Source organism: Amycolatopsis sp. MtRt-6, from assembly GCF_017308975.1.
Classification (GTDB): Bacteria; Actinomycetota; Actinomycetes; order Mycobacteriales; family Pseudonocardiaceae; genus Amycolatopsis.
The window spans coordinates 49,006-74,584 of the sequence record NZ_JADWPD010000038.1 but is presented as its reverse complement, the minus strand read 5'-3'; the positions used below and the strand labels follow the sequence as shown (position 1 = coordinate 74,584).

25 protein-coding genes are annotated in these 25,579 nt (G+C 70.5%); 14 read left to right on the top strand and 11 right to left on the bottom strand.

Going from position 1 to position 25,579, the window contains the following annotated elements:
- Nucleotides 1–8 precede the first annotated feature (8 nt).
- Entirely contained in the window at nucleotides 9–386 is a 378-nt protein-coding gene (locus I4Q55_RS42215) for a hypothetical protein (RefSeq protein ID WP_206796252.1), read from the bottom strand.
- Nucleotides 387–408: 22 nt separating this feature from the next.
- Entirely contained in the window at nucleotides 409–774 is a 366-nt protein-coding gene (locus I4Q55_RS42210; RefSeq protein ID WP_206796196.1) for a hypothetical protein, read from the bottom strand.
- A gap of 435 nt (nucleotides 775–1,209) precedes the next feature.
- Between I4Q55_RS42210 and lanKC the strand changes: the two genes are divergently transcribed.
- Complete coding sequence (gene lanKC / locus I4Q55_RS42205; RefSeq protein WP_206796195.1) at nucleotides 1,210–3,774, top strand: class III lanthionine synthetase LanKC; 2,565 nt, start codon at nucleotides 1,210–1,212, stop codon at nucleotides 3,772–3,774.
- Between the two features lie 646 nt (nucleotides 3,775–4,420).
- On the opposite strand, the gene I4Q55_RS42200 is transcribed toward lanKC, so the two are convergent.
- Together I4Q55_RS42200 and I4Q55_RS42195 are read right to left on the bottom strand one after the other, a co-directional pair.
- Entirely contained in the window at nucleotides 4,421–4,834 is a 414-nt protein-coding gene (locus tag I4Q55_RS42200) for a thioesterase family protein (protein ID WP_206796194.1), read from the bottom strand.
- Nucleotides 4,828–6,108, bottom strand: coding sequence for a hydroxyacid-oxoacid transhydrogenase (locus I4Q55_RS42195; protein ID WP_206796250.1), 1,281 nt, complete (start codon nucleotides 6,106–6,108; stop codon nucleotides 4,828–4,830). The genes I4Q55_RS42200 and I4Q55_RS42195 overlap by 7 nt, the downstream gene beginning before the upstream one ends.
- Nucleotides 6,109–6,243: 135 nt before the next feature.
- On the opposite strand from I4Q55_RS42195, the gene I4Q55_RS42190 reads away from it, so the two are divergent.
- The 7 genes from I4Q55_RS42190 (at nucleotide 6,244) to I4Q55_RS42160 (ending at nucleotide 12,297) form a co-directional block, all read left to right on the top strand.
- The gene (locus I4Q55_RS42190) at nucleotides 6,244–7,902 is read left to right on the top strand and encodes a thiamine pyrophosphate-binding protein (RefSeq protein WP_206796248.1); all 1,659 of its coding nucleotides are present in this window, start codon (nucleotides 6,244–6,246) and stop codon (nucleotides 7,900–7,902) included.
- A gap of 213 nt (nucleotides 7,903–8,115) precedes the next feature.
- Complete coding sequence (locus tag I4Q55_RS42185) at nucleotides 8,116–8,286, top strand: hypothetical protein (RefSeq protein ID WP_206796193.1); 171 nt, start codon at nucleotides 8,116–8,118, stop codon at nucleotides 8,284–8,286.
- A gap of 206 nt (nucleotides 8,287–8,492) precedes the next feature.
- Complete coding sequence (locus I4Q55_RS42180) at nucleotides 8,493–8,696, top strand: cold-shock protein (RefSeq protein ID WP_004563013.1); 204 nt, start codon at nucleotides 8,493–8,495, stop codon at nucleotides 8,694–8,696.
- 64 nt (nucleotides 8,697–8,760) lie between these two features.
- Nucleotides 8,761–8,985 carry a heavy-metal-associated domain-containing protein gene (locus I4Q55_RS42175; RefSeq protein ID WP_206796192.1) on the top strand — a complete coding sequence of 75 codons (225 nt, stop codon included), beginning with the start codon at nucleotides 8,761–8,763 and terminating at the stop codon, nucleotides 8,983–8,985.
- A gap of 200 nt (nucleotides 8,986–9,185) precedes the next feature.
- Nucleotides 9,186–10,220 (top strand): ATP-NAD kinase family protein, encoded by a 1,035-nt coding sequence (locus I4Q55_RS42170; protein WP_206796191.1) that lies wholly within the window; start codon nucleotides 9,186–9,188, stop codon nucleotides 10,218–10,220.
- Nucleotides 10,217–10,948: a thiamine pyrophosphate-dependent enzyme gene (locus tag I4Q55_RS42165; protein ID WP_206796189.1), complete on the top strand. Its 732-nt coding sequence runs from the start codon at nucleotides 10,217–10,219 to the stop codon at nucleotides 10,946–10,948. The genes I4Q55_RS42170 and I4Q55_RS42165 overlap by 4 nt, the downstream gene beginning before the upstream one ends.
- Before the next feature lie 86 nt (nucleotides 10,949–11,034).
- Nucleotides 11,035–12,297 carry a helix-turn-helix domain-containing protein gene (locus I4Q55_RS42160; RefSeq protein ID WP_206796187.1) on the top strand — a complete coding sequence of 421 codons (1,263 nt, stop codon included), beginning with the start codon at nucleotides 11,035–11,037 and terminating at the stop codon, nucleotides 12,295–12,297.
- A gap of 18 nt (nucleotides 12,298–12,315) precedes the next feature.
- Here I4Q55_RS42160 and I4Q55_RS42155 read toward each other — a convergent pair whose 3' ends face one another.
- Nucleotides 12,316–12,768 carry a hypothetical protein gene (locus I4Q55_RS42155; protein WP_206796185.1) on the bottom strand — a complete coding sequence of 151 codons (453 nt, stop codon included), beginning with the start codon at nucleotides 12,766–12,768 and terminating at the stop codon, nucleotides 12,316–12,318.
- Between the two features lie 95 nt (nucleotides 12,769–12,863).
- On the opposite strand from I4Q55_RS42155, the gene I4Q55_RS42150 reads away from it, so the two are divergent.
- From I4Q55_RS42150 to I4Q55_RS42140, 3 genes are all read left to right on the top strand, one after another.
- A complete protein-coding gene (locus I4Q55_RS42150; protein WP_206796183.1) occupies nucleotides 12,864–14,282 on the top strand; it encodes a hypothetical protein in 1,419 nt (472 codons plus the stop codon).
- Nucleotides 14,279–15,253 (top strand): glutamate ABC transporter substrate-binding protein, encoded by a 975-nt coding sequence (locus I4Q55_RS42145; protein ID WP_307793455.1) that lies wholly within the window; start codon nucleotides 14,279–14,281, stop codon nucleotides 15,251–15,253. The genes I4Q55_RS42150 and I4Q55_RS42145 overlap by 4 nt, the downstream gene beginning before the upstream one ends.
- A gap of 69 nt (nucleotides 15,254–15,322) precedes the next feature.
- On the top strand, nucleotides 15,323–17,974 hold the full coding sequence (locus tag I4Q55_RS42140; protein WP_206796181.1) for a serine/threonine-protein kinase: 2,652 nt from the start codon (nucleotides 15,323–15,325) through the stop codon (nucleotides 17,972–17,974).
- Here I4Q55_RS42140 and I4Q55_RS42135 read toward each other — a convergent pair whose 3' ends face one another.
- Nucleotides 17,975–18,568: a PaaI family thioesterase gene (locus I4Q55_RS42135; RefSeq protein ID WP_206796179.1), complete on the bottom strand. Its 594-nt coding sequence runs from the start codon at nucleotides 18,566–18,568 to the stop codon at nucleotides 17,975–17,977.
- 237 nt (nucleotides 18,569–18,805) lie between these two features.
- Between I4Q55_RS42135 and I4Q55_RS42130 the strand changes: the two genes are divergently transcribed.
- Nucleotides 18,806–20,140: an MFS transporter gene (locus I4Q55_RS42130; RefSeq protein ID WP_206796243.1), complete on the top strand. Its 1,335-nt coding sequence runs from the start codon at nucleotides 18,806–18,808 to the stop codon at nucleotides 20,138–20,140.
- Between the two features lie 318 nt (nucleotides 20,141–20,458).
- Here I4Q55_RS42130 and I4Q55_RS42125 read toward each other — a convergent pair whose 3' ends face one another.
- The 4 genes from I4Q55_RS42125 to I4Q55_RS42110 all read right to left on the bottom strand — a co-directional run bounded on the left by I4Q55_RS42125 (nucleotide 20,459) and on the right by I4Q55_RS42110 (nucleotide 23,191).
- Nucleotides 20,459–20,947, bottom strand: coding sequence for a hypothetical protein (locus I4Q55_RS42125; protein WP_206796178.1), 489 nt, complete (start codon nucleotides 20,945–20,947; stop codon nucleotides 20,459–20,461).
- A 5-nt stretch (nucleotides 20,948–20,952) separates the two neighbouring features.
- Nucleotides 20,953–21,507, bottom strand: coding sequence for a SigE family RNA polymerase sigma factor (locus I4Q55_RS42120; protein WP_206796176.1), 555 nt, complete (start codon nucleotides 21,505–21,507; stop codon nucleotides 20,953–20,955).
- Between the two features lie 4 nt (nucleotides 21,508–21,511).
- Complete coding sequence (locus I4Q55_RS42115) at nucleotides 21,512–21,823, bottom strand: hypothetical protein (RefSeq protein ID WP_206796175.1); 312 nt, start codon at nucleotides 21,821–21,823, stop codon at nucleotides 21,512–21,514.
- A 156-nt stretch (nucleotides 21,824–21,979) separates the two neighbouring features.
- Complete coding sequence (locus I4Q55_RS42110; RefSeq protein ID WP_206796174.1) at nucleotides 21,980–23,191, bottom strand: Ig-like domain-containing protein; 1,212 nt, start codon at nucleotides 23,189–23,191, stop codon at nucleotides 21,980–21,982.
- 456 nt (nucleotides 23,192–23,647) lie between these two features.
- Here I4Q55_RS42110 and I4Q55_RS42105 point away from each other — a divergent pair, with 456 nt between their 5' ends.
- Nucleotides 23,648–23,851, top strand: a complete 204-nt coding sequence (locus I4Q55_RS42105) for a cold-shock protein (RefSeq protein ID WP_003097368.1) — start codon at nucleotides 23,648–23,650, stop codon at nucleotides 23,849–23,851.
- 108 nt (nucleotides 23,852–23,959) lie between these two features.
- Here the strand turns inward: I4Q55_RS42105 and I4Q55_RS42100 are convergent, their stop codons facing one another.
- Nucleotides 23,960–24,394: a hypothetical protein gene (locus I4Q55_RS42100; RefSeq protein ID WP_206796173.1), complete on the bottom strand. Its 435-nt coding sequence runs from the start codon at nucleotides 24,392–24,394 to the stop codon at nucleotides 23,960–23,962.
- An 851-nt stretch (nucleotides 24,395–25,245) separates the two neighbouring features.
- Between I4Q55_RS42100 and I4Q55_RS49845 the strand changes: the two genes are divergently transcribed.
- On the top strand, nucleotides 25,246–25,500 hold the full coding sequence (locus tag I4Q55_RS49845) for a hypothetical protein (RefSeq protein ID WP_003097372.1): 255 nt from the start codon (nucleotides 25,246–25,248) through the stop codon (nucleotides 25,498–25,500).
- Nucleotides 25,501–25,579: the final 79 nt, after the last annotated feature.

The following is a 25,579-nucleotide window of genomic DNA, read 5'->3' as shown; positions in this document are numbered from 1 at the left end:
TGCGTCGCTCAGGCGGCGACGTCCGCCTTCGCCGGCGCCGACTTCCGCAGCCAGTACAGCCCGATGACCGGCAGCACCAGCGGGATGAACAGGTAGCCCTCGCCGTAGACCGACCAGACGGTCGGGTGCCGGAAGGCGGCCGCGTCGACGAGGCTCAGCGTGCCGATCATCAGCACGCCCAGCAGTTCGATCGAGCAGGCCACGAGGGCCACGCGCCACCACCCGTCACCACGGCGGGCGAGCGCGATCGTGGCGACGATGTAGACGGCCGCGGCGAACGCCGAGAGCAGGTAGGCCAGCGGCGCTTCGTGGAACTTCGTGCCGATCTGCACACCGGCCCGCGACGTCGCGGCCAGCGCGAAGATCGCGTACACGGCGACGAGCACCCGCCCGGGACCGCTGGCCGTCCTACGCTGTTGCTCCACTCCACACCTCGTTCAGTCGCAGCACCATGACCGGGATGGCCAGGCAGGCGATGCCGAGCACCGCGGTACTCGACCGGCTCCGCTCGGCCAGCGCCCAGGCGGCACCGACGGGCAGCACGACCAGCGAGCCGATCAGGTAGGCCAGGTAGGTCGCCATGCTGCCGGGCCGGTCACCGCCGGCGAGCAGCACGATCCCGATCACGAGCTGCGCGACCAGCAGCAGTTCGAGGATCGCGAGCGCGACCAGGAGCGGGTTGTCCGGAAGCCGGTTCCGAGCCGACTGGACGAAGCTCCAGAGCGCGACGAGCGTGGCAGCCACGGCGACCGTCACGGCGAATCCGAAGATCACCCGTTCCTCCTTCCGGTCCGCCGGTCGTCAACTTACTCCGTGGTACCGACGGGTCCGTCCGCCGAGGTGCCGCGGGCGTGGTGCGGACCACCCGCGCGTTCCGGCAGCTCACGGGGCCGGTGTCTATCACGAAAATTGATCACCGGTCGGCCGTTGATGGCATTCTGCCAATTCAGGAGCGGATTCTGCCGGCCGGTGTGCGGACCTGCGGAAATGCCGGAAAGATCTTCATGTTACGCCACTATGGTGTGGTGTGCGGCTTCGGAAAAATCACTTTGGGTTCGACTACTGACAGGTAAGTGTCCTTTCTGCCTACCTCGGATAGCCCAGTTGAACCGCCGGGTTGGCGGATTGGCCCAGGACCGTTCGGCGTGGGGGAATATTTGTCGTCCCCGGGGCCGTGTGTCCAGGGGTTCGCACGGAGGGGTATCTCGGATGGACCTGCGCTACGAAGCATTTTGCTTCGCCGACCCGTTGTTCTACGACGAACAGCAGGAAACCGACGCGCCGGCCGACGACTTCGCCACGCCGCTCCCGCTGCCGGGTGCCGGCTGGATCATCACCGACCGCGGTGTCTGGCGCTCGATGCGCCCGGAGAAGGATGTTCTGCCTGCGCAGGGTTGGCAGATCCACGTGTCCGCTGGTCTGGACAATGCGACCCGGGTGCTGGCGCAGGTGCACGAGTACTGCGTCGCGCAGCGGGCCGCTTACAAGCACCTCCGCTCGAAGGTGACGCTGCTCACGCGAAATTCGAAATACGCGACCAGCGTCGGCGGCGTTGAGCTGGCGACCATTTACCCGGTCGACCACAACGAGCTCGACCGGGTACTGACAGACCTGTCGGCGAGGCTCGCCGACGAGCATGGCCCAGCGATTCCGAGCGGCTTGCACTACGGCGACGCTCCCCTCTACGTGCGTTACGGCGCATTCGCCGAGCAGTGGGTCGAGCACGACGGCACCCGAGTCCCGGCGATCCGCAAGCCGGACGGCAGGCTGGTCCCCGACAACCGCAAGCCGACGTTCTCCTTGCCCGACTGGGTGAAGCTTCCGGCCTGTTTGCAAAGCAGCATCGCGCCCCGCAAAGGGGGGTCACAGGCCCGGTTCCCGTACCGAGTGGCGAGTCCGCTGCACGTCTCGAACGGCGGGGGCACCTACCTCGCCCATCCCAAAGCGGGCGGTGACCAGGTCGTCTTGAAGGAGGCCCGCCCGCACGCCGGTCTCGACGAGGCGCACGTCGACGCCACCGAGCGGCTCCACCGCGAGCACGCGGTCCTCGACCGGCTCGCCGGCGTCCCAGGCGTGCCACGGGTCGTCGAGCGGTTCGCCATCTCGGAGCGCTACTACCTGGCCATGGAGCACCTGCCGGGAACCTCGCTGGCCGGCTGGCTGACCCGCCACTACCCGCTGACCAGGAAAAACTCGACGACCGCCGACCTCGCCGCCTACGCCCGGCGCGCACTGGACATCGTCGCGGCCGTGGAGAAGACGATCGAGGCAATCCACGCCCGCGGCATCGTCTTGGGCGGCCTGCATCCGCTGAACATCCTGATCGACGAGGAGGACCACGACCGGATCTCCCTGAACAACTTCGAGACGGCGTTCGACGCCGAGGCAGGCGACCGTCCGGCCCCGGGCGCACCCGGCTTCCGCGTCCCGGCCGACCGCGTCGGCGGCGAGATCGACGAGGACGCCATCGCGGCCCTGCGGCTGTGGCTGTTCTTGCCGCTTTGGCCGCTGACGGAGTTGGCCCCAGCGAAGCTGCGCCGTATCGCCGACTTCGTCGAGCGCCGGTTCGCGCTGCCCGAGGGGTACGCCGACGCCGCAGTCACGGTGCTGGCCCCGCGTGAGATTTCCGCGGAGCCGGCACCGGTCCACACCGAGCTCGACCACGAGAAACCGGACTGGTCGCTGGTCCGCAAGCAGATCGCCGAAGCGATCCTGGCCAGCGCGAGCCCCGAACGCCACGACCGGCTGTTCCCCGGTGACATCGAGCAGTCCAGCGTCGGCGGCGCCTGTTTCGGCGTCGGTGCGGCCGGCGTGCTGCACGCTCTCGACGTCACCGGTGCCGGCCGCTTCCCCGAGCACGAACGTTGGCTGATCGACGCGGTCCGTCGCGATCCGCCGGCCCGGCCCGGCTTCTACGACGGCAGCTCGGGCATCGCCTACGTGCTGGAGAATTTCGGGCACCGCGACGAGGCCGGCAAGCTGCTCACGTCGTCCGCGCGGCTCGTCGAGCAGACGACCGACCACTCACTGGAGAGCGGTCTGGCCGGCATCGGGCTGACCCTGCTGCACTTCGCGACGGTCCGCCAGGACAACGAATTCGGCCGCCAAGCGCTGACCACGGCCGTGCGGCTGGCCGAAGCGCTGGAGACCGCGGCGCCACCGGGGAACTCCGCTCGCGCCGGCCTGCTGTCCGGCTGGTCCGGGCCCGCGCTGCTGTTCATCCGGCTCTTCGAGCGCACCGGCGAGCCGGCCTGGCTGTCCTTCGCCGACCAGGCGCTGTGCCGTGACCTCGAAGAATGCATCGAAGTCGACGACGGCTCGCTGCTGGTCCGCGACGGTGCGGCGCGCACCTTGCCCTACGCCGGTGTCGGCAGCGCCGGGATCCTCCTGGCCGCCGAACAGCTGGCTCGGCACCGCCCGGACGCCGAGGCCTGCGCAAGCATTCCCGCGCTGCGCGAATCGTGCCGCGGCGAGTTCGTCGTGCACCCGGGGCTGCTGAACGGCCGGTGCGGGCTGGCGGTGGCGCTGTCCGCGAATCCGGACGCGCAGCAGCCGATCCGCGCGACGATCGACCAGCACTTGGCGTGGCTGGCCTGGTACGCGGTGCCGTACAAGGACGGCCTCGCGTTCCCGGGCCACCGCCTGCTCCGGCTCTCGATGGACGTCAAGACCGGCGGGGCCGGGATCCTCCTCTCTCTCGCTGCTCTCCTCGACGGGACGGAGGTGCTGCCTTTCCTGGGTGGCACGCCATGTTCACCGGCTTCCGGCCGCTGACCGGTACTGCCACGACTGCCGTGCAGGCAGCCGACCGCCCCCGCATCAGGGGGCGGCTGCCTGCGGTAGCGACGCGGGCCCGCCGCCGGGACGCCTTCCGGCGACGGGTCCGCGATCTCTACCAGGCCGTTTGCGGTGGTGGTGCGGTCGTCGCCGGGGCGCCTTCCGGCGACGAATCCGCGACCTTCACCAGGCCACATGGGTGTAGTGGCGCGTCCGCTCGCGGGGCGCCCGCCGGGAGCGGACGCGCGACCACTGGGTCCACTTCCGTGCGTGGGTTCCGTGGCTGCCGCCGGGGCGCCTTCCGGCGACGGGGCGGAACCACTCTCGAGCCGTCCGCCCACCGCACTGCCGCCGCAACCGGATCGACGCCTAGGTCGCCATCCGTGTTACCAACGCTCCGGTGAGGGAACTGCTCGTCCACTGTGGACCGATCTCATGTGCTTCCCAGCTTATCGCCGCTGTGGGGGCGCGGAACCCCTCGACGGAAATCTGTGGACAACTCGGTGATGTTCGAGCGGCCTGTGGATAACTCCGGTCGATCGGCCGGAGTTGTCGGTGCCGTCGTGCATGATCGAAGTGCGGGAAGAACTACAGCCCGGGCCCGGCACCGCCGGAGAGGAGGTGAACACGGCTGCGGTGCACGTCATCCGGGTTGCAGTGCTTCCAATGCCTCGCGCAGCTTGCCCGTGACCGGTGTGGGCCGGCGGGACTCGCGGTCGACGAAGACGTGCACGAAGTGCCCTTCGGCGACCAGGGACTCGTCGGCGGCGTACATCCCGATCTCGTAGCGGACGCTGGATTTCCCGAGGTGCGCCACCCGCAAACCGACCCGCAGTGAACCAGGAAAGGACACCGATGAGTGATACGCACAGCGCGACTCGACGCACAACCCGATCACCGCCCCGGTCTCGATGTCGAGGCCGCCCTGCTCGATGAGCCAGGTGTTGATCACCGTGTCCATGAGCGAGTAGTGGACCACGTTGTTGACGTGTCCGTAGACGTCGTTGTCCTTCCAGCGCAACGGCACCGTCTGCCAGTGCGGATACCCGTTCACCACAGCGACACCGACTCGCGCAGGATTGCGGACAGGTCGTCCGCGGATGCCTCGCGCGGCGCGGTGGCCAGCAACCGCTGCTGCTTGAGGGTTCCCTCGACGAGGGAGTCCACATCGGACTCCGTGTAGCCGACGGCACCGATGCCGTCCGGGATGCCGATCTGCCGCATCAGGTCGATCAGCACCGCGGGCAGGTGGTCGGCGAAGTCGCCGGGCCACTCGAAGTCGGGGGCCAGCAGGCGGGCGACGCGCAGGTGGCGGTCCGGGGCCGCGTCGAAGGTGAAGCGGAACGCGGCGGGCGCTGTCAGCGAGACGGCCATGCCGTGCGGCACCATGGGTTCTTCGCCCGGGTAGCCGTCCGGGTGGAAATTCCTGACCTGGCCGGCGATCGGATAGGCGTTCGCGTGCGGGATGTGCACGCCGGCGTTGCCGAACCCGAGTCCGGCGAACGTCGCGGCCAGGGCCATGGCCTCGCGGGCCTTGACGTCGGAACCGTCGCGCACGGCGGCCGGGAGGGCCCACGACAGCAACCGCAGCGACTGCTCGGCGAACATGTCGGCCAGCGGGTTCGAGCCGCAGTACGGCACGCGCTGCTCCGGGCGCTTGCGCTCGAAGTCGGTGTACGGCTTGGCCGTGTAGCTCTCGGCCGCGTGGCAGAGGATGTCCATGCCGCTGGCGGCCGTCACCCCGGGTGGCTGGCTGACGGTGAGCCGGGGGTCCACCACTGCCAGGGTCGGGCGCAGCCGCAGGTGGCTGATCCCGCTCTTGACGCGCAGCGACAACACGTCCAGGACGCAGACCGTGGTGCTCTCCGAGCCCGTGCCGGTGGTGGTGGGCACGGCGACCAGCGGCTTCAGCGGCCGGTCCGGGGCGCGGCCGCCGCCGACGGGGGCGTTGACGTAGTCCATCAGGTCGCCGTCGTTGCTCGTCAGGAGGTTGGCTGCCTTGGCCGTGTCGATCGCGGACCCGCCGCCGACGGCGACGAAGGCGTCGTACGGGCCGGTTCCGCGGGCGAAGTCAACCGCCTTCTGCATGCTGACATCGGTGGGCTCGACGTGTACGCCGTCGAAGATCTCGGTCTGGATGCCGTAGCCCGCGATGCCCTCGGCTATGCGCTGGGGCCAGCCGGTCGCGGCGACCTGGGGATCCGTGACGACGAGCACGCGGTGGGCGCCGTACTGGGTCAGGTCGTAGCCGATCTCGTCGCTGGCCCCGGTGCCGTACTTCAACGCCGGTGCGCCATAAGTAAAAACAGTTTCATGTTCGGTCGCGGCCAAGTCGGTGGTCCTCGCTCCCTTGATCGGCTGGCAGTCGGTCAAAGCGGACATTCGGCCTATCCTTGTCCGGTTTCGGTGAAGATCACTTGACTGCACTGAACGGTGCCCGCCTAAGCTCTCCTCATTAGATACCAACTGGGAGCGACCGTCGCCCAGACGGCCGTGCGGATCCTGACCGAGGCGCGTGTCCGCCGTGTGTACGCGGTGGTCGGTGAGTCCTTCCTGGAACTGCTCGACGCCCTGCAGCGGGAGCGGGAGATCACACTGGTCTCGGCGCGCCACGACGCGGGCGCTGCGTTCATGGCGGAGGCCGAGGGGAAGCTCACCGAACGTCCCGCCGTGCTGCTCGCCAGCCGGGGGCCGAGCGCGGCGAGCCTCGCCATCGGCGTCCAAACGGCGTACCAGGACGAGACGCCGATGGTCGTGCTGCTGGAGACGCCGGCGATCGAACCCCTGCCGTCTTCGTCGGGGGAGCTGCCGACGTCGGACCTGACGGCCATGTTCGAGTCGATCGCCAAGTCGACAGTGCGGGTGACCGACCCGGACGGGCTGCCGGGGCTGCTCGCGCACGCGCTGACGACGTCGCAGGAAGGACGTCCGGGGCCGGTCGTGCTCGGCGTGCCCTGCGACATCTGGGGGATGCCCTACGACGCGGCGAAGCCGATGGCGCGGGTGCGGCCGCCGGCGTCCGGCACGCTGGGCCGTTCGGCTGACGCCGTGGCGCAGCTGGTGGACGAGGCCAAATACCCCGTCGTCATCGTCGGCGGGCGGGCTCGGTCGGCTCGGGACGAGCTGATCGCCGTCGCCGACGAGCTCGCTCTGCCCGTCTACAACGCCTTCCGGCGGCAGGACGCCTTCCCAGAGAACCATGCCCGGTACGCCGGCCACCTCGGGCTCGGCATCCCGGCGCGGCAGTTGGACGCGCTCGAGCGCGCCGACCTGGTGCTCGCGCTCGGCACCCAGCTCGACGAGGTGACGACGCAGGCCTACCGGTACCCCACCGCGCAGCAGACGCTGGTCATGGTGGGCACCGGCATCGACGTCAGCCCGAAGCGGCGGGGGCTGACCTTCCGGGTCGACTCCGAGGTCGAGCCGTTCCTGCGGGAGCTGCGGGAGGTGGCGTCGCCGCGGACGAGGCGGGCTTCGGCGGCGAACGCGGCCGTCCACACCTTCATGACCCCGCCCGACACCAGCGGGAACACGCGGGTGCACCCCGTCGACGTCGTCCGCGCGCTGCGCAAGCTGGCGCCCGAGGACACCATCGTGACCAGCGACGCGGGGAACTTCGCGCAGTTCATGCACCGCTACTGGTGCTTCACGGCGCCGCGCAGCCAGCTCGGCCCGAGCAACGCCGCGATGGGCTACGCCGTGCCGGCCGCCGTTGCCGCGAAGCTCGCCGAGCCGCGGCGGACCGTCGTGGCCATGGTCGGGGACGCCGGGACGCTCATGACCGGGCAGGAGATCGAAACGGCCGTCCGGTACCGGGCGCCGGTGATGGTGGTCGTCTTCCAGAACGGCGTGCACGGCGCGCTCGCGATGCACCAGGCCCGCACGTACGGCCGGCTGACCGGGGTCTCCATCCCGTTGACCGACTTCGCTTCCTGGGCGCGTGGGCTGGGCGCGGCCGGGTACACCGTGGACGATCGTGAAGAGCTCGAGCCCATCATCGCCAGTGCGCTGGTGCGGCAGCGGCCGTGCGTCATCGACGTGCGGACGGACCCCGACGTCGTTACTCCGGACGTGCGGCTCTCGGCCCTGCTCGCGCAGGCCCGTCCGCAACCTCCCGCCCAGTAACGGTTTTGCTCTGTTTCGTTCCGGAAAAGCTGGGAATGTCGTGTGGTAGCAGGGCGTTGGCTCGGGTAGCCTGACGGTGTTCCGGTGGTGGTTCGCCGCTGAACCTTCCCGGCCGGGTCCCGGCGGGAGACAACCGGTTTCTGTCGGTGCCGCATGGCACCATCACGGTCATGACCCGCGCCGAAGCGGGCAGGGAACGAGGGGAGTTTCGACGTGACCGATCACCAGCACGCATCCGAACCGCGGAAGTCCTCCGGCGTCGTACCGGTGCTGTTCAGCGCCAGTGCGGAAGCCCACGACGACGCGGTCGTGGCCGCGGACCGGGACGCTGCCTGGCGCTCGCCGTTCGGCTCCGAAGGGCTGCGCCCGGCGAGTGGCGAATAGCTCACCTCGCCCGGGTGAAGATGGCTTGTCCGCCCTGGTCAAGGTGTGCTTTACTGCTTAAGGTCTCGATTTTTGTGTTCGTGATGAGTCACGCTCGCAGAACTCAGCGGGCGTAGTGTCTCCTCGCCGAGGAAGCAAACCGTCCGGGTGCTGACCCGGGTCGCCGAAGTGGCTTCCTGTTTTGGTGTTACACATGGAGATTTTTGATGACTCAGGGCACTGTGAAGTGGTTCAACTCCGAGAAGGGGTTCGGCTTCATCACCCCCGACAACGGTGGCGGCGACGTCTTCGTTCACTACAGCGAGATCCAGGGTAACGGCTTCCGTACCCTCGAGGAGAACGCTCGCGTCGAGTTCGAGATCGGCCAGGGCCAGAAGGGCCCGCAGGCCACGTCGGTCACCGTGATCTGACTTTGATCTTGGGAAAGGGCCGTCACCCGTTCGGGGTGGCGGCCCTTTTCGTAGGCTGCGCACCATGATCGAGCACGGTTACACCGTTTCCGGGATGAACTGCGGGCACTGCGCCCAGTCGGTGACCGAAGAAATCACGGCGCTGCCCGGAGTGGCCGAAGTGGACGTCGACGTCCCGGCCGGCCGGGTCACCGTGCGCGCCGAGACCGCGTTGGCCGAGGAGGACGTCCGGGCCGCGGTCACGGAGGCCGGCTTCACCTTCGAAGGCGCCGTCGACCTGGTCCCGTAGCGCCGGGACCTCGACCTGGTTGGTTCTTCACCGCCCGCGACTCCGGCTTGGACAGTCCACTGGAGATCACCAGGTGAGACGCGTGGGTGTGACCTACGTCGCTCTCGTCCGCTCCAGGCGGACACTGCAACGCCCTGCAACCCTTCCGCTCCGCCCGATCGCGGAGTCTCCTGTTCTCCGGTGAAAGAACTGGAGGTCAGGTGGGTGAAACGGTGGCGGGGATCGTCGCGAACCCCGCTTCGGGGCGGGACATCCGCCGGCTGGTCGCGCAGGCGTCGGTGTTCCCCACCGCGGAAAAGGCGAACATGGTCCAGCGGCTGCTGGCGGCGTTCGCCGTCACCGGGCTCGACCGGGCCGTCGTCTCGACCGATCTCGGCGGGATCTCCGCCGCGGTCCTGCGTGCTCTCGGGCGCGGTGGCACCTGGCCGAAGGTCGACTTCTGCGAGGACGATCCGATCACCGGCACCGCGGCCGACACCACGAACGCGGTGCGCCGGATGGTCGAGGCCGGCGCCGGGGTCATCGTCGTCCTCGGTGGGGACGGGACCGCCCGCGTTGCCGCCGCGGCCTGCGAAGACGTCCCGCTCCTCGCCCTCTCCACCGGGACCAACAACGCCTTCCCGCAGATGCGGGAGGCGACCGTCGCCGGGCTGGCTGCCGGGCTGATCGCCACCGGGCAGATCGACCCCGACCTCGTCACCCACCGCGTCAGCGTGCTCGAAGTCGTCACCAAGGCGCGGCGGGAGATCGCGCTCGTCGACGTCTGCGTGTCGCTGAGCAGGCACATCGGGGCGCGGGCGCTGTGGGACCCGTCGTCGCTCACCGAGCTGTACTGCACCTTCGCCGAGCCGGACGGTATCGGCCTCTCGAGCGTTCCAGGCCAACTCTGCCCGAGCCCGCGGTCGAGCCCGGACGGCGTCGCGCTGCAGCTCGGGCCCGTCGGAGAGACGCCGTACGTCGTGCACGCGCCCATCGCGCCCGGGCTCGTGCGGCCCGTCGGGGTGCGTGGCTGGGGACTGCTGCGGCCAGGCGTGCGCGTCGAGCTCGCGGCGGCGGGCGGGGTCATCGCGCTCGACGGCGAACGCGAACTCGAGCTCAAGACCGGGGAGAGCGCTTTCGTCGAGCTCAAACCGGACGGGCCGTGGGTCGTCGACGTCCGGGCGGCGATGGCGGAGGCCGCCCGGAAAGGGCTCTTGCGCGCGGAAACCGATCCGGGGAAGGAGCGCCGAAGATGACGGACGCCCTGCGGGGTGCGTACCGCGTGATGCGGACCATCCGGGCCGTCGAAGACCGGGTCGGCAGCGGGGCCCCCGGCGAGGAGGCCTTGGCCGTCGGCGTCTGCCTCCACCTCGACGGGCGCGACGCCATCGCCGGCACCCACCGGCGGCACGGCCAGCGCATCGCCAAGGGCGCCGACGTCCGGGGCGTCATGGCCGAGGCGGGAAAACACCGGCCGGCCGCGGCGGACGCGCTCGGCGGCGTCCCGCTGCTCATCTGCGGTGCCGCGATCGCCGCGAAACAGCACGACACCGGCGGCGTCGGCGTCGCCTTCCTCGGGGACGGCCCCACGACGACGCTGGAGGCGCTGAACCTCGCGTCGGCCTGGCACCTTCCCGCCATCTTCGTCACCGAGAACCCCGGTTACGCCGATCGGGTGGCCGGGCTCGACGTGCCGGCCGTCGTCGTCGACGGATCCGACTTTTTCGCCGTGCACGAAGCGGCGGGAGAAGCCGTCTGCCGCGCTCGCGGTGGCGGTGGTCCGACGCTGATCGAAGCCGGCTTCCCGCGGCACGTCGGCGACTGCCTCCAGCGGTTCCGCGCCCGCGTCACCGACAGCGGTGAGCTGCGCGAACAGGTCCTCGACGCCATCGATGCCGAAGTCGCCCGGCTCGTCGAGGACTCGGTCGTCGCGCCCGAACCGGCTCCGGCCGACCTCGGGACCGGCGTCTACATCACGTACTGACCGGCGATCGAGCGCGATGTGCGCCACCTACCGATCACCCGACTGAAACGGCAGACTCCGAGGAGGCACAGCACAAGGAGCGGCGGTTGGGGCAGCGAGACCTCGAGGCAGCGTTGCCGGCCGGGGTGGATCCCCGGCAGCACGCCCGTGTCCTCGCGCGGGTGCACGAAGCGGCCCTGAGCGGCCAGAAGCTGCCGAGCCGGCCGCGGCCGGTCATCGACGCCTCCTGGCAGCGGATGCGCCGGCTGGGCCTGGACCCCGACGGCCGGGCCGCCGCGCCCGTCCTGACCTTCGAACAGCTGGAAGCGCGCCGCCGCGCGAGCGGGCTGGCCGAGGCGCTGCCCGTCCTGCGCGGCGGGCTCATCAGCCTCGCCGAGCAGGCCGCGCACATCATGGTCATCGCCGACGCGGGTGGCGCCGTCCTGTGGCGGGACGGCAGTGCCGCGGTCCGCCGCCGTGCCGACGGGCTCGGGTTCGTCGAAGGCGTCGACTGGCAGGAGGAAGCGGTCGGCACGAACGCGATCGGCACCGCGCTGGTCGCGCGCAGCCCGCTGCAGGTGTACTCGGCCGAACATTACGTCCGGGCTCAGCACTCCTGGACGTGCGCGGCCGCGCCGCTGCACGACCCGCGCGACGGCAAGCTGCTCGGCGTCGTCGACCTCTCCGGGCCGGCCTCGACCGTCCACGCGACGACGTTGGCGCTGGTCGACGCCGTCACGCGGCTGGCGGAGGCCCAGCTGCGCACCACCCACCTCACCGAGCTCGAACGGCTTCGCGGCTTCGCCGTCCCTGTCCTCGCCAAGGTCGGCGGACGGGCGGTCGTGGCCGACGAACACGGCTGGGTCGCCGCGGCCGCCGGCCTCGCGCCGGTCGACCGGGTCGCGCTGCCCACCGGCCTCGGGCCCGGCCGGGTCTGGCTGCCCGCGTACGGCGGCTGCTCGGTCGAGCCGGTGCCCGGCGGCTGGCTGATCCGGCTGACCGACAACGAGGCCGCGCCGCCCACCCGCGTCGTGCTCGACGTCCGGTCGCCGCGCGAGCCCGAGCTCACCGTGGCCGGCGCCGCCGGGACCTGGACGCACCGGCTCAGCCCGCGCCACGCCGAGGTGCTGTACGTGCTGGCCAGCCACCGCGACGGCCGGTCGGCGTCCGAGCTGTCGGCCGACCTGTTCGGCGACGCCGGCCGCACGGTGACCGTCCGTGCCGAGATGTCCCGGCTGCGGCGGCATTTCGGCGGGATCCTCGGCGCGAAGCCGTACCGCTTCGCCGACGACGTCGAGGTGGTGGTCAGGCGGCCGCCGGACCCCGAAGCCGTGCTCCCGCACTCGCTCGCCCCGGCCATCCGCGGCTGACTTCCCGGCGAAGCGGGATCATCGACCGTGCCGAGCCGGCTCGTGGTGCAGCTGCTCGCCGCGCTCGACGAACGCACCCGGATCGCCCGCGAGTTCCACGACGCCGGCGCACTCGCTGGGGGTGCGACTGGAGCGAGCCGAGACGCTGCTGACCGAACGGTCCGATGTGGACGGTCCGGCGGTCGCAAAGCTCGCCGGGAAGCCCTGACCAACGCCGGCAGGCGCGCGCCGGGCGAGGACATCCGGATGCGGCTCGACGTCCGCGACGGCCTCGGGGCGTTCACTCGGACAGGTGAAGGATTCGGCCCGGCCGGCATGCGTGAGCAGCTCGCACTGGCCGGCGGCACACTGACGGCGGGACCGAAAGACGGCGGCCGGCGGAGGTGCGGACCTGATCACCGGTGTGCGCGGGAACACATCGCCCCAGATCACGTGCTGATGACAGCGGGCGGTGCCGGTGGCTGCGCGCACGGCGACTCGGCTACCTTCTGCGGGTACGGCTCGCAGCGAGCCTTTCGGGGGGATCCGGGTGGTGAAACCCCGGATGGCACGGGGAGGAATCGGGGATGACCAGCACTGCGACGGCCCCGGGGCCGACGGCGCCCGCGCCGGGACCCGCACCGTCGCCACCGGGCGGCCACGACCGCGCCGGGGGCCGCAGCGGCCTGCTGGGGCTGCTCGACCTGCCGGGCCAGGGGGTCCGCGCGATCATCCGGTCCGCCGCGACCACACCCGGCAGGCTGACCGTGATCGCCGTCGGGCTGGTGCTGCTCTCGCTCGTGGCCGGCCTGGTCGCGACGCTGTCGGTGCAGGACCGCGACGACACGATCAGCGGCGTCATCGACCACCGCGAGCCCCTCGCCGCCGCCGCGCAGCAGGTCTACCGCTCGCTCTCGGACGCCGACGCGACCGCCGCGAGCGCGTTCCTCTCCATCGGCACCGAACCTCCCGAACTCCGCCAGCGCTACGAGCGCGACATCGCCGAAGCCGGCGCCGCGCTCGCCAAGGCCGCCTCCGACGCCTCGGACGTCGCCGACGCGGCCGCCCCGGTCGACGTCCTCAGCCAGTCGCTGCCCGTCTACACCGGGCTCGTCGAGACGGCCCGGACGAACAACCGGCTCGGCTATCCGGTCGGCGCGTCCTACCTCCGCGAGGCGTCCGAGCTGATGCGGGCGAAGATCCTGCCGGCCGCGCAGGACCTCTACCGCGCCGACACCGAGCGGCTGATCGACGAGCAGGACAGCGCCACCGGGTTCCCGTGGCTCGCCACGATCCTGGTGCTCGCGCTGCTGGCCGCGCTCATCGCGGCGCAGGTCTACCTGACCCGGCGCACCAACCGGCTGCTCAACGTCGGGCTCGTCGTCGCGACGGCCGCCGTCGTGGTTTCGCTGCTGTGGGGCGCGGTCGCGCTGATCGTGCAGGGCAGCCTGGTCGGCAGCGGCCAGGACGACGGCTCGCACCGCGTCGACGTGCTGGTCCGCGCGCGCATCGCCGCGCTGCAGGCCCGCGCGGACGAAACGCTGACGCTGGTCGCCCGGGGCGACGGCGCGGCGTACGAGAAGGACTTCGGCGACAACGCGGCCCAGCTCGTCGGCCCCGACGGCCAAGGCGGCCTGCTCGGCGAGGCCCGCGGTCTCATCAAGGACGGCGAAGGCGTCGCGAAGGTCGCCGACGCGACGAAGGCCGCGAACGACTGGCTCAAGGCGCACAAGGAAGTCCGCGCCCAGGACGACGCCGGCCAGTACCAGGAAGCCGTCGACTTCGCCGTGCTGGAGGACAAGACGGACGGCTCGGCGCCGGCGTTCCGGCGGCTCGACGACAGCCTCCAGGCGGCCATCGACGTCGGCAGGCAGGAATTCCTCGACGACACCCACAACGGCGACCGCGCGCTGACGCTCCTCGCGCCCGGCCTGGCCGTCCTGGCGGTCGTCGCCGCGGCGGGTGTCACCATGGGAATCCGGGAACGACTGAGGGAGTACCGGTGAACAGGCGGCGCATCACGGTCCGGGCGGGCGTGCTGGCGGTCGTCGCGCTGCTGGCGGCGTCCTGCGGCAGCCCCGGAAAACCGGTCGACCCGGCTCCGGTCGGCAACGCGGCCTGGCCGCAGCCCGCGCACGTCGCCGGCCCGGACGCGTCGGCGGGCGGTGGCAGCGACACCAGCTGCAACCCGCTGGCCAGCCTGGCGCCGGACAAGGGCACGTCGATCCCCGACGGCTCGACCATGGCGAAGATCAAGGAACGCGGCAAGCTCATCGCCGGCGTCGACCAGACGACCTACCTGTTCGGCTTCCGCAACCCCACCTCGGGCAACCTCGAGGGCTTCGACATCGACCTCGTCAACGAGATCGCCCGCCAGATCTTCGGCGCGCCCGAGGGCCGCGTCCAGTTCCGCGCGATCACGTCGGGGCAGCGCGCGGACGTCCTGAAGGAACACCAGGTCGACATCGTGGTCCGGACCTACAGCATCACCTGCGCGCGCAAGCAGGAAGTCCAGTTCTCGTCGGTGTACTACGTCTCGGGCCAGCGGCTGCTGGTCACGAAGGAGTCGAAGGCGACCAAGCTGGCCGACCTGAGCGGCAAGAAGGTGTGCGCGGCGAAGAAGTCGACGTCGGCGGCGAAGATCGCGACCGACCCGGCGAAGCTGGTGGCGATCACGGTGGACAACTGGTCGGACTGCCTGGTGATGCTCCAGCAGGGCCAGGTCGACGCGATCTCGACCGACGACACGATCCTCGCCGGCATGGCCGCGCAGGACCCGACGCTGCAGGTCGTCGGCGATCAGTTCACGCGGGAGAACTACGGCATCGGCGTGCCCAAGGACAACGAGGACATGGTCAAGTTCGTCAACGCCGTGCTCGAGAACATCCGCAACAGCGGCGCCTGGCAGAACAGCTACCGCCGCTGGGTGGAGCCTTCGCTGGGGCCGGCTTCGCCGCCGCAGCCCCAGTACCAGTGACGCAGTACCAGTGAACCGGTCGCGACTAGGATTGATCCTCGCACGTCGACGGGGATCCGGGAGGTAGCAGTGTCGGAGGAGCCGCGCCGTCCTCGGCACGCCGCGCCGGACGAAGAGCAGCAGCCGGCGAAGCCGAGCTGGCAGCCGCCGCCACCGGTGCGGTGGGAGACGCCGGAGCCGTCGATCTCGGGCCGCCTCGACGAGGGCCCGCCCTCCGGCGGCGAAGAGACCGTGTTCCACGCACCCGTGCGCCGTCCGCCGACGCCGCCGCGTGGCGCGCCGATCCCGGGCGCGGAAGACCCGACCAAGCCGCCCGGCAGCATGAACCCCGTCCTGCCGCCGGTCCAGCCGGTGCCGACGCAGGCCGTCCACCCGCCGCAGCCCGACGAGCCGCAGCTCACGAGCGTGCTCGCGGCGCCGGCGCCGGAGACGCAGAGCATCATGCCGCCGGTGCCGCGGCCGGACACCGGTCCCGGCACCCCGCTGCCGGACCCGGGCACCGAAAGCGTCCTGCCCGAGCGCACCAGCGAAGGCCGCCCCACGGGCACCGGCACGGGAACCGGTACGGGCACGGGGACCGGCAGCGGCTCGGGCTCCGGCCCCGGCGCGTTCCCCGGCACCTCGCGGCGGACGTCGTCGCGGACTTCGAGGTCGCGGCGCGGCCGGCTCGGCGCCGGCCTGGTCGACGTGCCGCCGGTCCCCGCCCGCGACCCCGCGTCCGCGGTGCTGTCGAACCCGGTGGTGTCGGAGGAAAAGCGGTTCTGCGGCAGCTGCAACGCGAAGGTCGGCCGCGGCAAGGACGGCGAACCCGGTTCGCCGGAAGGGAAGTGCGAGAACTGCGGCGCGCCGTTCTCGTTCGTCCCGAAGCTGCAGCCGCACGAGCTGGTCGGCGGCCAGTACGAGGTGCTCGGCGCGATCGCCTACGGCGGCCTCGGCTGGATCTACCTGGCGCAGGACCACAACGTCAGCGACCGCTGGGTCGTCCTCAAAGGACTGATCGACACCGGTGACGCGACGGCGATGGCGGCCGCGGCCAACGAGCAGCGGTTCCTCGCCGAGGTCGAGCACCCGAACATCGTCAAGATCCACAACTTCGTGCAGCACCCGGACGCCCACAGCGGGACGACCGTCGGCTACATCGTCATGGAGTACGTCGGCGGCCAGTCGCTGCGGCAGCTCGCACTGGCGCACCACCGGGAAAGCCGCCGTCCGGAGCCGCTGCCGATCGGCCAGGTCATCGCCTACGGGCTGGAGATCCTGCCCGCGCTGGGCTATCTCCACAGCCAGGGCCTGCTCTACTGCGACCTCAAGCCCGACAACGTCATCCAGACCAACGAACAGCTGAAGCTCATCGACCTCGGCGCGGTCCGCCGCACCGACGACTACGAGAGCCCGCTGTTCTTCACCACCGGCTACAGCGCGCCGGAACTGCCGACGCAGGGCGCGTCGATCGCGTCGGACCTGTTCACCGTCGGGCGCACGCTCGCCGTGCTGAGCTTCGAGTTCACCGGCTACACCACCAAGTTCAAGACGACCCTGCCCGGCCCGGACGCGGTCCCGCTGTTCGCGCTCTTCGGTTCGTACTACCGGTTCCTGCGGCGTGCGACGCACGCCGACCCGGACCGGCGGTTCCTCTCCGCCGAGGAGATGTCCGACCAGCTCACCGGAGTGCTGCGCGAGATCATGGCGCTCGGCACCGGCAAACCGCGGCCCGGCGTGTCCACGGTGTTCGGCCCGGAGAGCCGCACGTTCGGTGTGCAGCTGGTCGTGCCCGAAGCCGGCGCCAGCGTGCCGCTGCCCGGCGCGGACGAGGTCGTCGCCGGCCTGCCGATCCCGCAGGTCGACACCGACGACCCGGCGGCGGGCGTGCTCGCCACCACGACCGCGCTCGACCCGCGGGCCGCCATCGAAGCGCTGGCCGGCGCGCCGCGGGAGTCGATCGAGGTGCGGCTGCGGATCGTGCGCGCCCGGATCGAGCTGGGCGAGTTCGCCGAGGCGCAGCGGCAGCTGCAGGCCGCGCAGTACCTGGCGATCAAGAACGGCTTCCCGCACGACTGGCGGATCGACTGGTACCGCGGCCTGATCGAGCTCGCGGGCGGCCGTTCGCGGGTTGCGCACGTCGCGTTCGAAGCGGTGTACGACGACCTGCCCGGCGAAATCGCCCCGAAGCTCGCCCTGGGCATCAGCGCCGAAGGCGTCGGCGACTACTTCGCCGCCGCGCGGTTCTACGAACTGGTCTGGCGCACGGACCGCACCTACGTCAGCGCGGCCTTCGGCCTCGCCCGCGTGTACCTGGCGCAGGGCGCCCGGGCGAGCGCGGTCGAGGTGCTCGAGACCGTGCCGCCGTCCTCGACGCACTACGTCGACGCCCAGGTCGCGGCCATCAAGATCAAGACGACGGCGACCAAGGCCAACGGCCGCGAGACCCCGGTCACCGAGCACGACCTGCTCGACGCGTCGGCCCGGCTCGAACGGCTCCGGCTGGACGTCGAACGCCAGACCCGGCTGTCCGCCGGCGTCCTCGAAGCGGCGCACGAGTGGCTCAAGCACGGCAAGCCGACGCCGGGCGCGCGCGTGCTCGGGTGTCAGCTCGAGGAACGCGAGCTGCGCTTCGGCCTCGAGCGGTGCTACCGGGCGCTGGCGCGGCTGGCGGGCACGCTCGACCAGCGCATCGAGCTGGTCGACCGGGCCAACGCCATCCGCCCCCGCACCCTCACCTGATCAGGGGTTGATCTCCCAGTCGCGTTCGCCGCGCTCACGCTGGTTCTTCTCGTGCTGCGCGGCCAGCTTCTCCAGCGCCCCCGGGTCGCCGTGGGTGTTGAAGTGCTCGAAGCCGACGACGACGAACAACGCCCGCGCGCTGACCGCGATCGGGCCGTCCTCGGCGTCGAGGCGGCCGTCCGCGCTGACGTAGATCTTGCGGCCGGCGATGCCGTCCAGCCGGGCCTCGATGAACAGCGTCGAACCGACCGGGACCGGCCGCCGGAAGTCCGTCTCGAGCTTCCCGGTCACCGCCGGGCGGCGCATCAGGTTGCCGACCGTCGAGCCGAGCGCCTCGTCGAACGCGCAGGCCAGCAGACCGCCGTGGGCCAGCCCGGGCGCGCCCTGGTGGGCCGCGGTGACGGTGAACCGCGAGTGCACGACCTGGCCCTCGCCGACCGTCGAGCGCAGGTGCAGCCCGGCGTCGGCCTCGTCGCCGCACCCGAAGCACTCCGCGAAGTGCACGCCGAGCTCGGTGCCCGGCGCCGGCGCCTTCGGGTGCGGGACCGCGGGCTCCACCTCGACTGGCGGCCAGGGTTGAGAAACACGACTCATGCGCTGACGTTAACCGGCGGGTAGCCGGTGGTTGCGCGCGACCCGGGCGGTATGTCCGCAACGCACATCTCTCGGTAGCCGGAAAGTTCCCGACCGTACACAAAACCCGGCTCAGACTGCCGACCTGCGAAAGCCGGTTAAGACTGGGCCGATGAGCTCGAACGGCCCAAGGGGCACTGCACGGGAGGAGTCGTCGCCGGCATGAGCGAACCAGCAGCAACGACGGGCAAACCGTCAGTGGACGAGAGAACCGTCAAGCGCGCCGTGTGGGCGTCGGCCATGGGCAACGCCACCGAGTGGTACGACTACGGTGTCTTCACCTCGGGCGCGATCGCGGTGGCCATCGGCTCGCAGTTCTTCCCCGGCGAGGGCAACGCGGTCCTGAAATCGCTCGCCCTGCTCGCGGTCGGCTTCATCGTCCGGCCGTTCGGCGGGGCGTTCTTCGGACCGCTCGGCGACAAGCTCGGCCGCAAGCGGGTGCTCGCCATCACCATCCTGCTGATGTCCGGCTGCACCTTCCTGGTCGGCATCCTGCCGACGTACGCCGGCTCCTACAGCATGGGCATCGCGGCACCGATCGCGATCCTGCTGCTCCGGATCATCCAGGGCTTCTCCACCGGCGGCGAGTACGGCGGCGCGGCGACGTTCATCGCCGAGTACTCCCCGACGAAACGCCGCGGCTTCTTCGGCAGCTTCCTCGAGCTCGGCACGCTGGCCGGCTACGTGCTCGGCAACCTCGTGGTGCTCTCGGTGACGCTGTCGATGTCGTCCGAACAGGTCGCCGCCTGGGGCTGGCGGATCCCCTTCTTCATCGCGCTGCCGCTCGGCCTGATCGGGCTCTACCTGCGGAACAAGCTCGAGGACACCCCTGAGTTCCGCCGGATGGAAGCCAAGGGCGAGGCGCCGAAGAAGGCGCCGCTCAAGGAGATCTTCGTCCGCAACTGGCGGATGATCCTCAACCTGATCGGCATCGTGCTGCTGCTGAACGTGGCGGACTACCTGCTGCTGACCACGATGCCGACGTACTTCACGGACACGTTGAAGATCAACGACAACACGGCGACGCTGATCATCATCGCGGTCGAACTCATCCAGATGGCGATCATCATCCCGCTCGGGGCGCTGTCCGACCGGATCGGGCGAAAACCGCTGCTGCTCACCGCGGCCATCGGGTTCCTGGTGCTGAGCTGGCCCTGCCTCAAGCTGATGCAGTCCGGGAGCATCCTGTGGCTGTTCGTCGGGTTCCTGATCGTGGCGCTCCTGCTGGTCCTGATCCTGGCGGTGATCGGCTCGACGTTCCCGGCGATGTTCCCCACCCGGGTGCGCTACGGCTCGTTCGCGATCGGCTACAACATCTCGACGTCGCTGTTCGGCGGCACCGCCGGAGTCATCGTGACGGCGTTGATCAAGAGCACCGGCAACGAGGACTGGCCGGCGTACTACCTGATGGCGGCGGCCCTGATCGCGATCATCCCGATCATCAAGATCCCGGAGACGTCGCAGGTGCCGATGGACCAGATCGACACCGAAGGCAGCGGCGGCAAGCTGACCTCCGCGGCCGCTCAGCGCTGAGCGGTTGCCGGAAAGCCGTGTGCCCCGTCCGGATCACCGGGCGGGGCACACGCGCGCCGTGGGTCAGTTCGCTTCGCGGCGAGGAGTGAAGCGCTTGCGGGACCAGGCGGCGAGCGCCCCCGCGACCACGACGGCAATTCCGGTTTCGACGATCAGTGCGGCGAGCACCATGTGCTTCCTCCTCGGGTTCTCGGGCCGGCGCTGGGCGTCCGGCTGAGCGGGGTCCGGTGTCCGATCGGAACACCACCCGGCATATCGCCACGAACCGCCCGGGTATTTCGCCGGAAACCCACGAACCCGCGGTGATCTGCGCCACGGCTAGCGAGTGGTCGTCACCGTGGGCTCGCCCGGCCGGCGTGGGACCGTGTCCGGGGTCGGCGAGGGGCTCGCCACTGTCGAACGGGGCGTCTCCCGCGGGCCCGCGGACGGCGCTTGGGGAACCGACGTCCGCCCCGGGCGGGGCCGGGTCTGGCTCGCTTCCGCCGACGGCGGCGCCGGGGCGATCGACGTCGCCGGAACCGGGAGCTCCATGGGCGACGGGCTGGGGGACGTGGTGCCGACCGTGGACAACCCGGGGTCGGCAGGCTGCACCGGTGCCGGCGGGCCCGCGCGGTGGCCGGCCAGGAAACCGGCCACCACCAGGACGACCGCCGTCGCGGCCGAGGTGCCCGCCACGGCGAAGCGCTTGCGTCGTCGGCGGACCCGGCCGCCGCGCTCGATCACGTCGGCGGCTTCGAGGCGCATCGGCGGCTGTGCGCCGCCGGCCGCGCCGGTCAGGATCGCGCGGACGTCGTCTTCGGGGTCCATGTTCGTCACCTCCCCTCCGTCGGTGCGCTGAACGTCAGCGCACCGTAGTGCGGGCCGAGCCGGTTGCGCAGCGTGGCCAGGCCACGGGAGGCCTGGCTCTTCACCGTGCCGGTGCTGCAGCCGAGTGCCTTCGCCGTCTCCTCGACGCTCAGGTCCTCGAAGTACCGCAGCACCAGCACGGCGCGCTGCTTCGGAGCCAGTACGGCCAGAGCCTGCCGGACGAGTTCGTCCCGCTCGCTCGCGGCCGGTGCCGCCGGGAGTTCCGGCGGGCTGTCGGTGAGCCGCTCCCGTTTCCACCTGCTGCGCCGGTGCTCGGCGAGGAACGTGCGCAGGACGACCTTGCGTGCGTAGGCGTCCAGCGCGTCGTGCCGCGACAGCCTCGGCCAGGCGAGGTAGAGCTTGAGCAACGCGGCCTGCGTGAGGTCTTCGGCCTGGTGCCAGTCCCCGCAGAGGAGGAAGGCGGTCGACCGCAGGCTGTGCGCGCGCTCGCCGAAGTACCGGGCGAACTCGCCGTCCCACGGCGAGCCCGGCCCGGTCGACGGACGGGAGCGGGAAATCACCTGGTTACCGGGTCTCCCACACAGCCGGCAGGTGCAGGTCACCGGTGGGCCCGGCCGGAACGGCACGGGGGACGCGCGGGGCCTGCTCCGGGCGGGCGGGCCGGGTCGCCTCGCGCGGCGCGGGCTGCGCGCTCGGTGCCTTGGAGGTCGCGCGGGTGGTGTCCGGGGCCGGTGCCACGGTCGGCTCGCCCGGCCGGGGCAGCTGGGTCTGGGTGGGGGCCGGCGCCTGTGCCTCCGAAGCCAGGGCGATGCCACCGGTCAGGGCGCCACCGGCGAGCACGAGCGCGCCGAGGGTCAGGGCGATGCGGATACGCAAGACAGCTCCTCATTCTCGCGGGCGCGGCAGGGGATCGCCGCGCCTCTGCCCTTAGTCATGCGGCGGGTGATCACCGGGGTTGCATCGAGTTCCGGGAAAAGAAAAACGGCCGGGAAGCCCGCGCAGGACTTCCCGGCCGTCCGGTGTTCGGGTGGTTCAGCGGGCCAGCGCCGACAGCTTCTGCCAGCTCGCCCAGTCGTAGGTCCAGTCGCTGTAGTCGCCGTCCCTGGCGTCCAGCGTCTGCGTGCTGCCGGTGATCTCGACGGGGTCGCCGACGAGCACGCCGTCGTAGTACTCCTTGGCGCGCGCCGGGGAGAGGTTGAGGCAGCCGTGGGAGACGTTCTTCTTGCCCTGGGCCCAGATCGACGCCGCGAGGCCGTGGATGAACTCCCCGTTGTTGGAGATCCGGACCGCCCACGGCACGTTGACGTCCGTGTAGTTGTACCGGGGGTTGCTCATCGAGTAGGTCGCGTGCTTCGACATGACGACGTGCACGCCGCTGTTGGTGACGCGGCCCGGGTCGGAGTCGAGGCCGTAGCTCACCGGGTAGTCGGCGATCTGCTGGCCGTCGCGGATCACCTGCATCGTGTGCTGCGTGGTGTTGCCCTTGACGATCTGCGAACGCCCGATGGAGAAGCTGGCCGACACGTCCTGCTTGCCGTACACGCCGTCGCCGAGCTTGACGCCGTAGATCTTGGCGTTGACCTTCACCTGCGTGTTGGCCTTGTAGTACTCCTTCGGCCGCCAGTGCACCGAGGTGTCGCCGTTCAGCCAGGCCCACGAACCCTCGGTCTTCGGCGTGGTCTCGACCGACAGCGCCTTCTCGACGGAGGCCTTGTCCGTGACGCGGCTCGGGAAGGTCAGCGCGATCGGCATCGCGATGCCGTACGTCTGGCCGTCACCGACGTTCAGGCTGCCCGCCATCTGGCGCTTCGGCTTGACCGTGGTGAACGCGCCGGAGATGGGGACGTTCTTGCCGTCGGTGCCCTGCGCCTGGCCGGACCAGGTGTAGGTCTTGCCGTAGCCGAGCTGCTCGGTGGTGTTCCAGCTCTTCTTGTCCGGCGACGTCTGCCCCTGGACCTGCTTGCCGTCCGGGTTGGTCAGCGTGACCGACATGATCGTGCCGTCGGCGACCTGGATGCCGACCGGTTCGCCGGGTGCGACATCCTGGGCGCCGCCCGCCGGCGTCACCGTCAGCTTCGCCGGCTGGGCGCTCGGGGCGGGCGAGCCGGTGGGCCCGCCGCCCGACGAACCGCTCGCCGAGACGGTCGGTTCGCTGCTGCACGCCCCCAGCGTGAGCACGGCGACCAAGCCCAGTGCCACGGCAGCGCCCCGGCGCCGCGTGGAGATCCTCACCGTCACACCCATTCCCCTTTGCCCCTTTGGTGCTTTCCCCCTTCGAGACGCCCCGTGGACCGTGTACGTTGAGCAACGCAGGCGTGACTAACGTCACAGCAGCCGGTGGGGGCTTTCACTGAGGGGGCACGGCCGACTCCGAGCCGTATCCGGTGATCACGGTGTCGCTGTGCGGCGCCAGACTAGCCCGTGGGTACGGCAGAACGGGGTGGGAGCCCTACGACGTTCCGGTGACCTTGGTGCGCAGAGCCGGTTTTCGCCTCGATCACGGGGTTCAACTTTGGCCAGATCCCGGTAGTCTGCTCTCAGGCCGTCGTTTTGCGTGTTAGTGGCTTCACACTCGCGGAACTTCTGACGCGAGCCATGGAGCCGACACGCTCTTGACTCGACTCGTTGGAACCGCCCGGGACGGTCGGGGTGCCGCTTCGGTGGCATTCGAAGCGGATCTGTGTAACGAGGAGTACAGCGGTGGCGCAAGGCACTGTGAAGTGGTTCAACGCGGAGAAGGGCTTCGGCTTCATCGCGCAGGACGGCGGCGAAGGCGACGTGTTCGTTCACTACTCGGAGATCGAGGGTCGCGGTTTCCGCACCCTGGAGGAGAACCAGCGAGTGGAGTTCGAGGTCGGCCAGGGCCAGAAGGGTCCGCAGGCCCAGAAGGTCCGCGCGATCTGAAACTGAGGCTGCACAAGCCTCACAGCAGGCCCTCTGCGCGTTTCAAGGCCTGAGCGAAGGGCCCCCGGCGATCTCGCCGGGGGCCCTTTCTCATGAGGTCTGGGGTGTTCAGCGGCGCGCCACGGCCGGCGCGTCGAAGGCGTCGGCGGGGAAGTGGAACTCGTCGGTGAGGTCGCTGACGCCGGCCTGCTGCCGCTGGTCCTGGGTGGAGGAGGCCTGACCCTCCCAGTTGAGCCGCTCGAGGATCCATTCCTGGGCGAGCGCCTGCGGCGAGATCTGCCGCTCGGCGGCGATGTCCTTGAGCTGCTGGCTGGCCACCAGGCTCATCCGCAGCTGGTAAACCTGCGCCTCGCCGAACCGCTTGCCGGACCCGGTGCTCTCCAGGTCGTTCTCCGGAGCAAGGGCGGCGAGGTACGAGGTGAGCTCAGTGTCCTCGACAACACCGTCGTCCACGGGCTTCGCGGCACCACGATGACGCCCGGAAGACGCGGCGGCTTTCAGGTTCGTGCGGCTGCTCAAGCGGCCAAGGGAGGGAAGAGGCACGGAAGCCACGATAACGTTTAGATCTCGCCACACAAACCACTGTGAGCTACAACACGCTGGTCGAATTCCCCATTCAGAGCAATGGCCACCCATTCAGCCCAATCGGCAGCAACTTTGCGCAACCCCGAACTAACGGAGGGGGTCGATCAAGCAAAGAGGGCCGGCGGAGGAGTGGAGTGGGGCCGCCGAGCGCCGAGGTGAGCGGGGCTGGAGGGGCGAGTGGGACGACCGTGACCGGGGCTGGGCGGGGCGTAGCGAGGCGAGGTAAGGACGGGGCGAGGGACGGTGAGGCGGAGCAGGGTGAGAAGGGCCGGGGAAGAGCGGGGTACGCCCGGGAGGAGGCTTCGTACGGAAGGCGCGTACGGAAGCTGCGTAGGAAAGCCGAGGCATCACCAGGGCGCACAGCGCCCGAGGCGAAACGGAACCACGCTGGAAGCCGAGCGCAAGGCACCGTGGGGGTCCGGGGGGCTCGGCCCCCCGGGTCGGCACACCGAAATGCTTGGGCCGGCGAAGGGCGAAGCCCGAGCAGGCCCAAGAAATGGAGGACCCCCGCGCCAGGGGGAGGAACGCGGGGGTCGGAGGGGATCTCCACAGGCGCTGACCGGGGGTGTGTCAGCACTTCGATTGTTGCACGAGTTGGGTGGTTGGGCGAGTGGAGAGCGGGAAATTTCCCCGTGTGGTGTCACTTTGCCCCCGGGGTGGCGTTCGTTCGGGTGAGTTCTTCTTCGGTGTTGCCGATTGCGCTGCGTTGAGCGGAGCGTGGCCTCAGGTTCACTCTCCGGGGGGCTGTGTGTGGTGGCCGGCGCTGGTTAGCCTCGCGGCCAAGTTGTTGTGAGCCGTGTGGAGGGGCTATGAGCGGGTCTGTTGAAGTGCGGCAGTTCCTCCTTCGGTACGAAGGTGCCGATGGGGGGAGTGCTCCGTTTGCGGGGGCGTTGCCGGCGCAGCGGAGCGGGGCGGCGGATGCGCAGCGGGTGTCGGATGATCAGGTCCGGCGGGCTCGGCTGGCGGTGGCGCATGGGGCGCTGGGGGTCGAGGACTGTGTTCAGTTGCTGGAGATGCTGGGTCTGAACCTGGATGAGGACGGGCAGGCGCCGGTTCAGCGTTGAGCGGGTGGGTCCGGCGTGGTGCGCCGGACCCGTCCGGTGATATTTCCGCTGGTTGTGCCTCTTTCCGGGGAGTAATTGA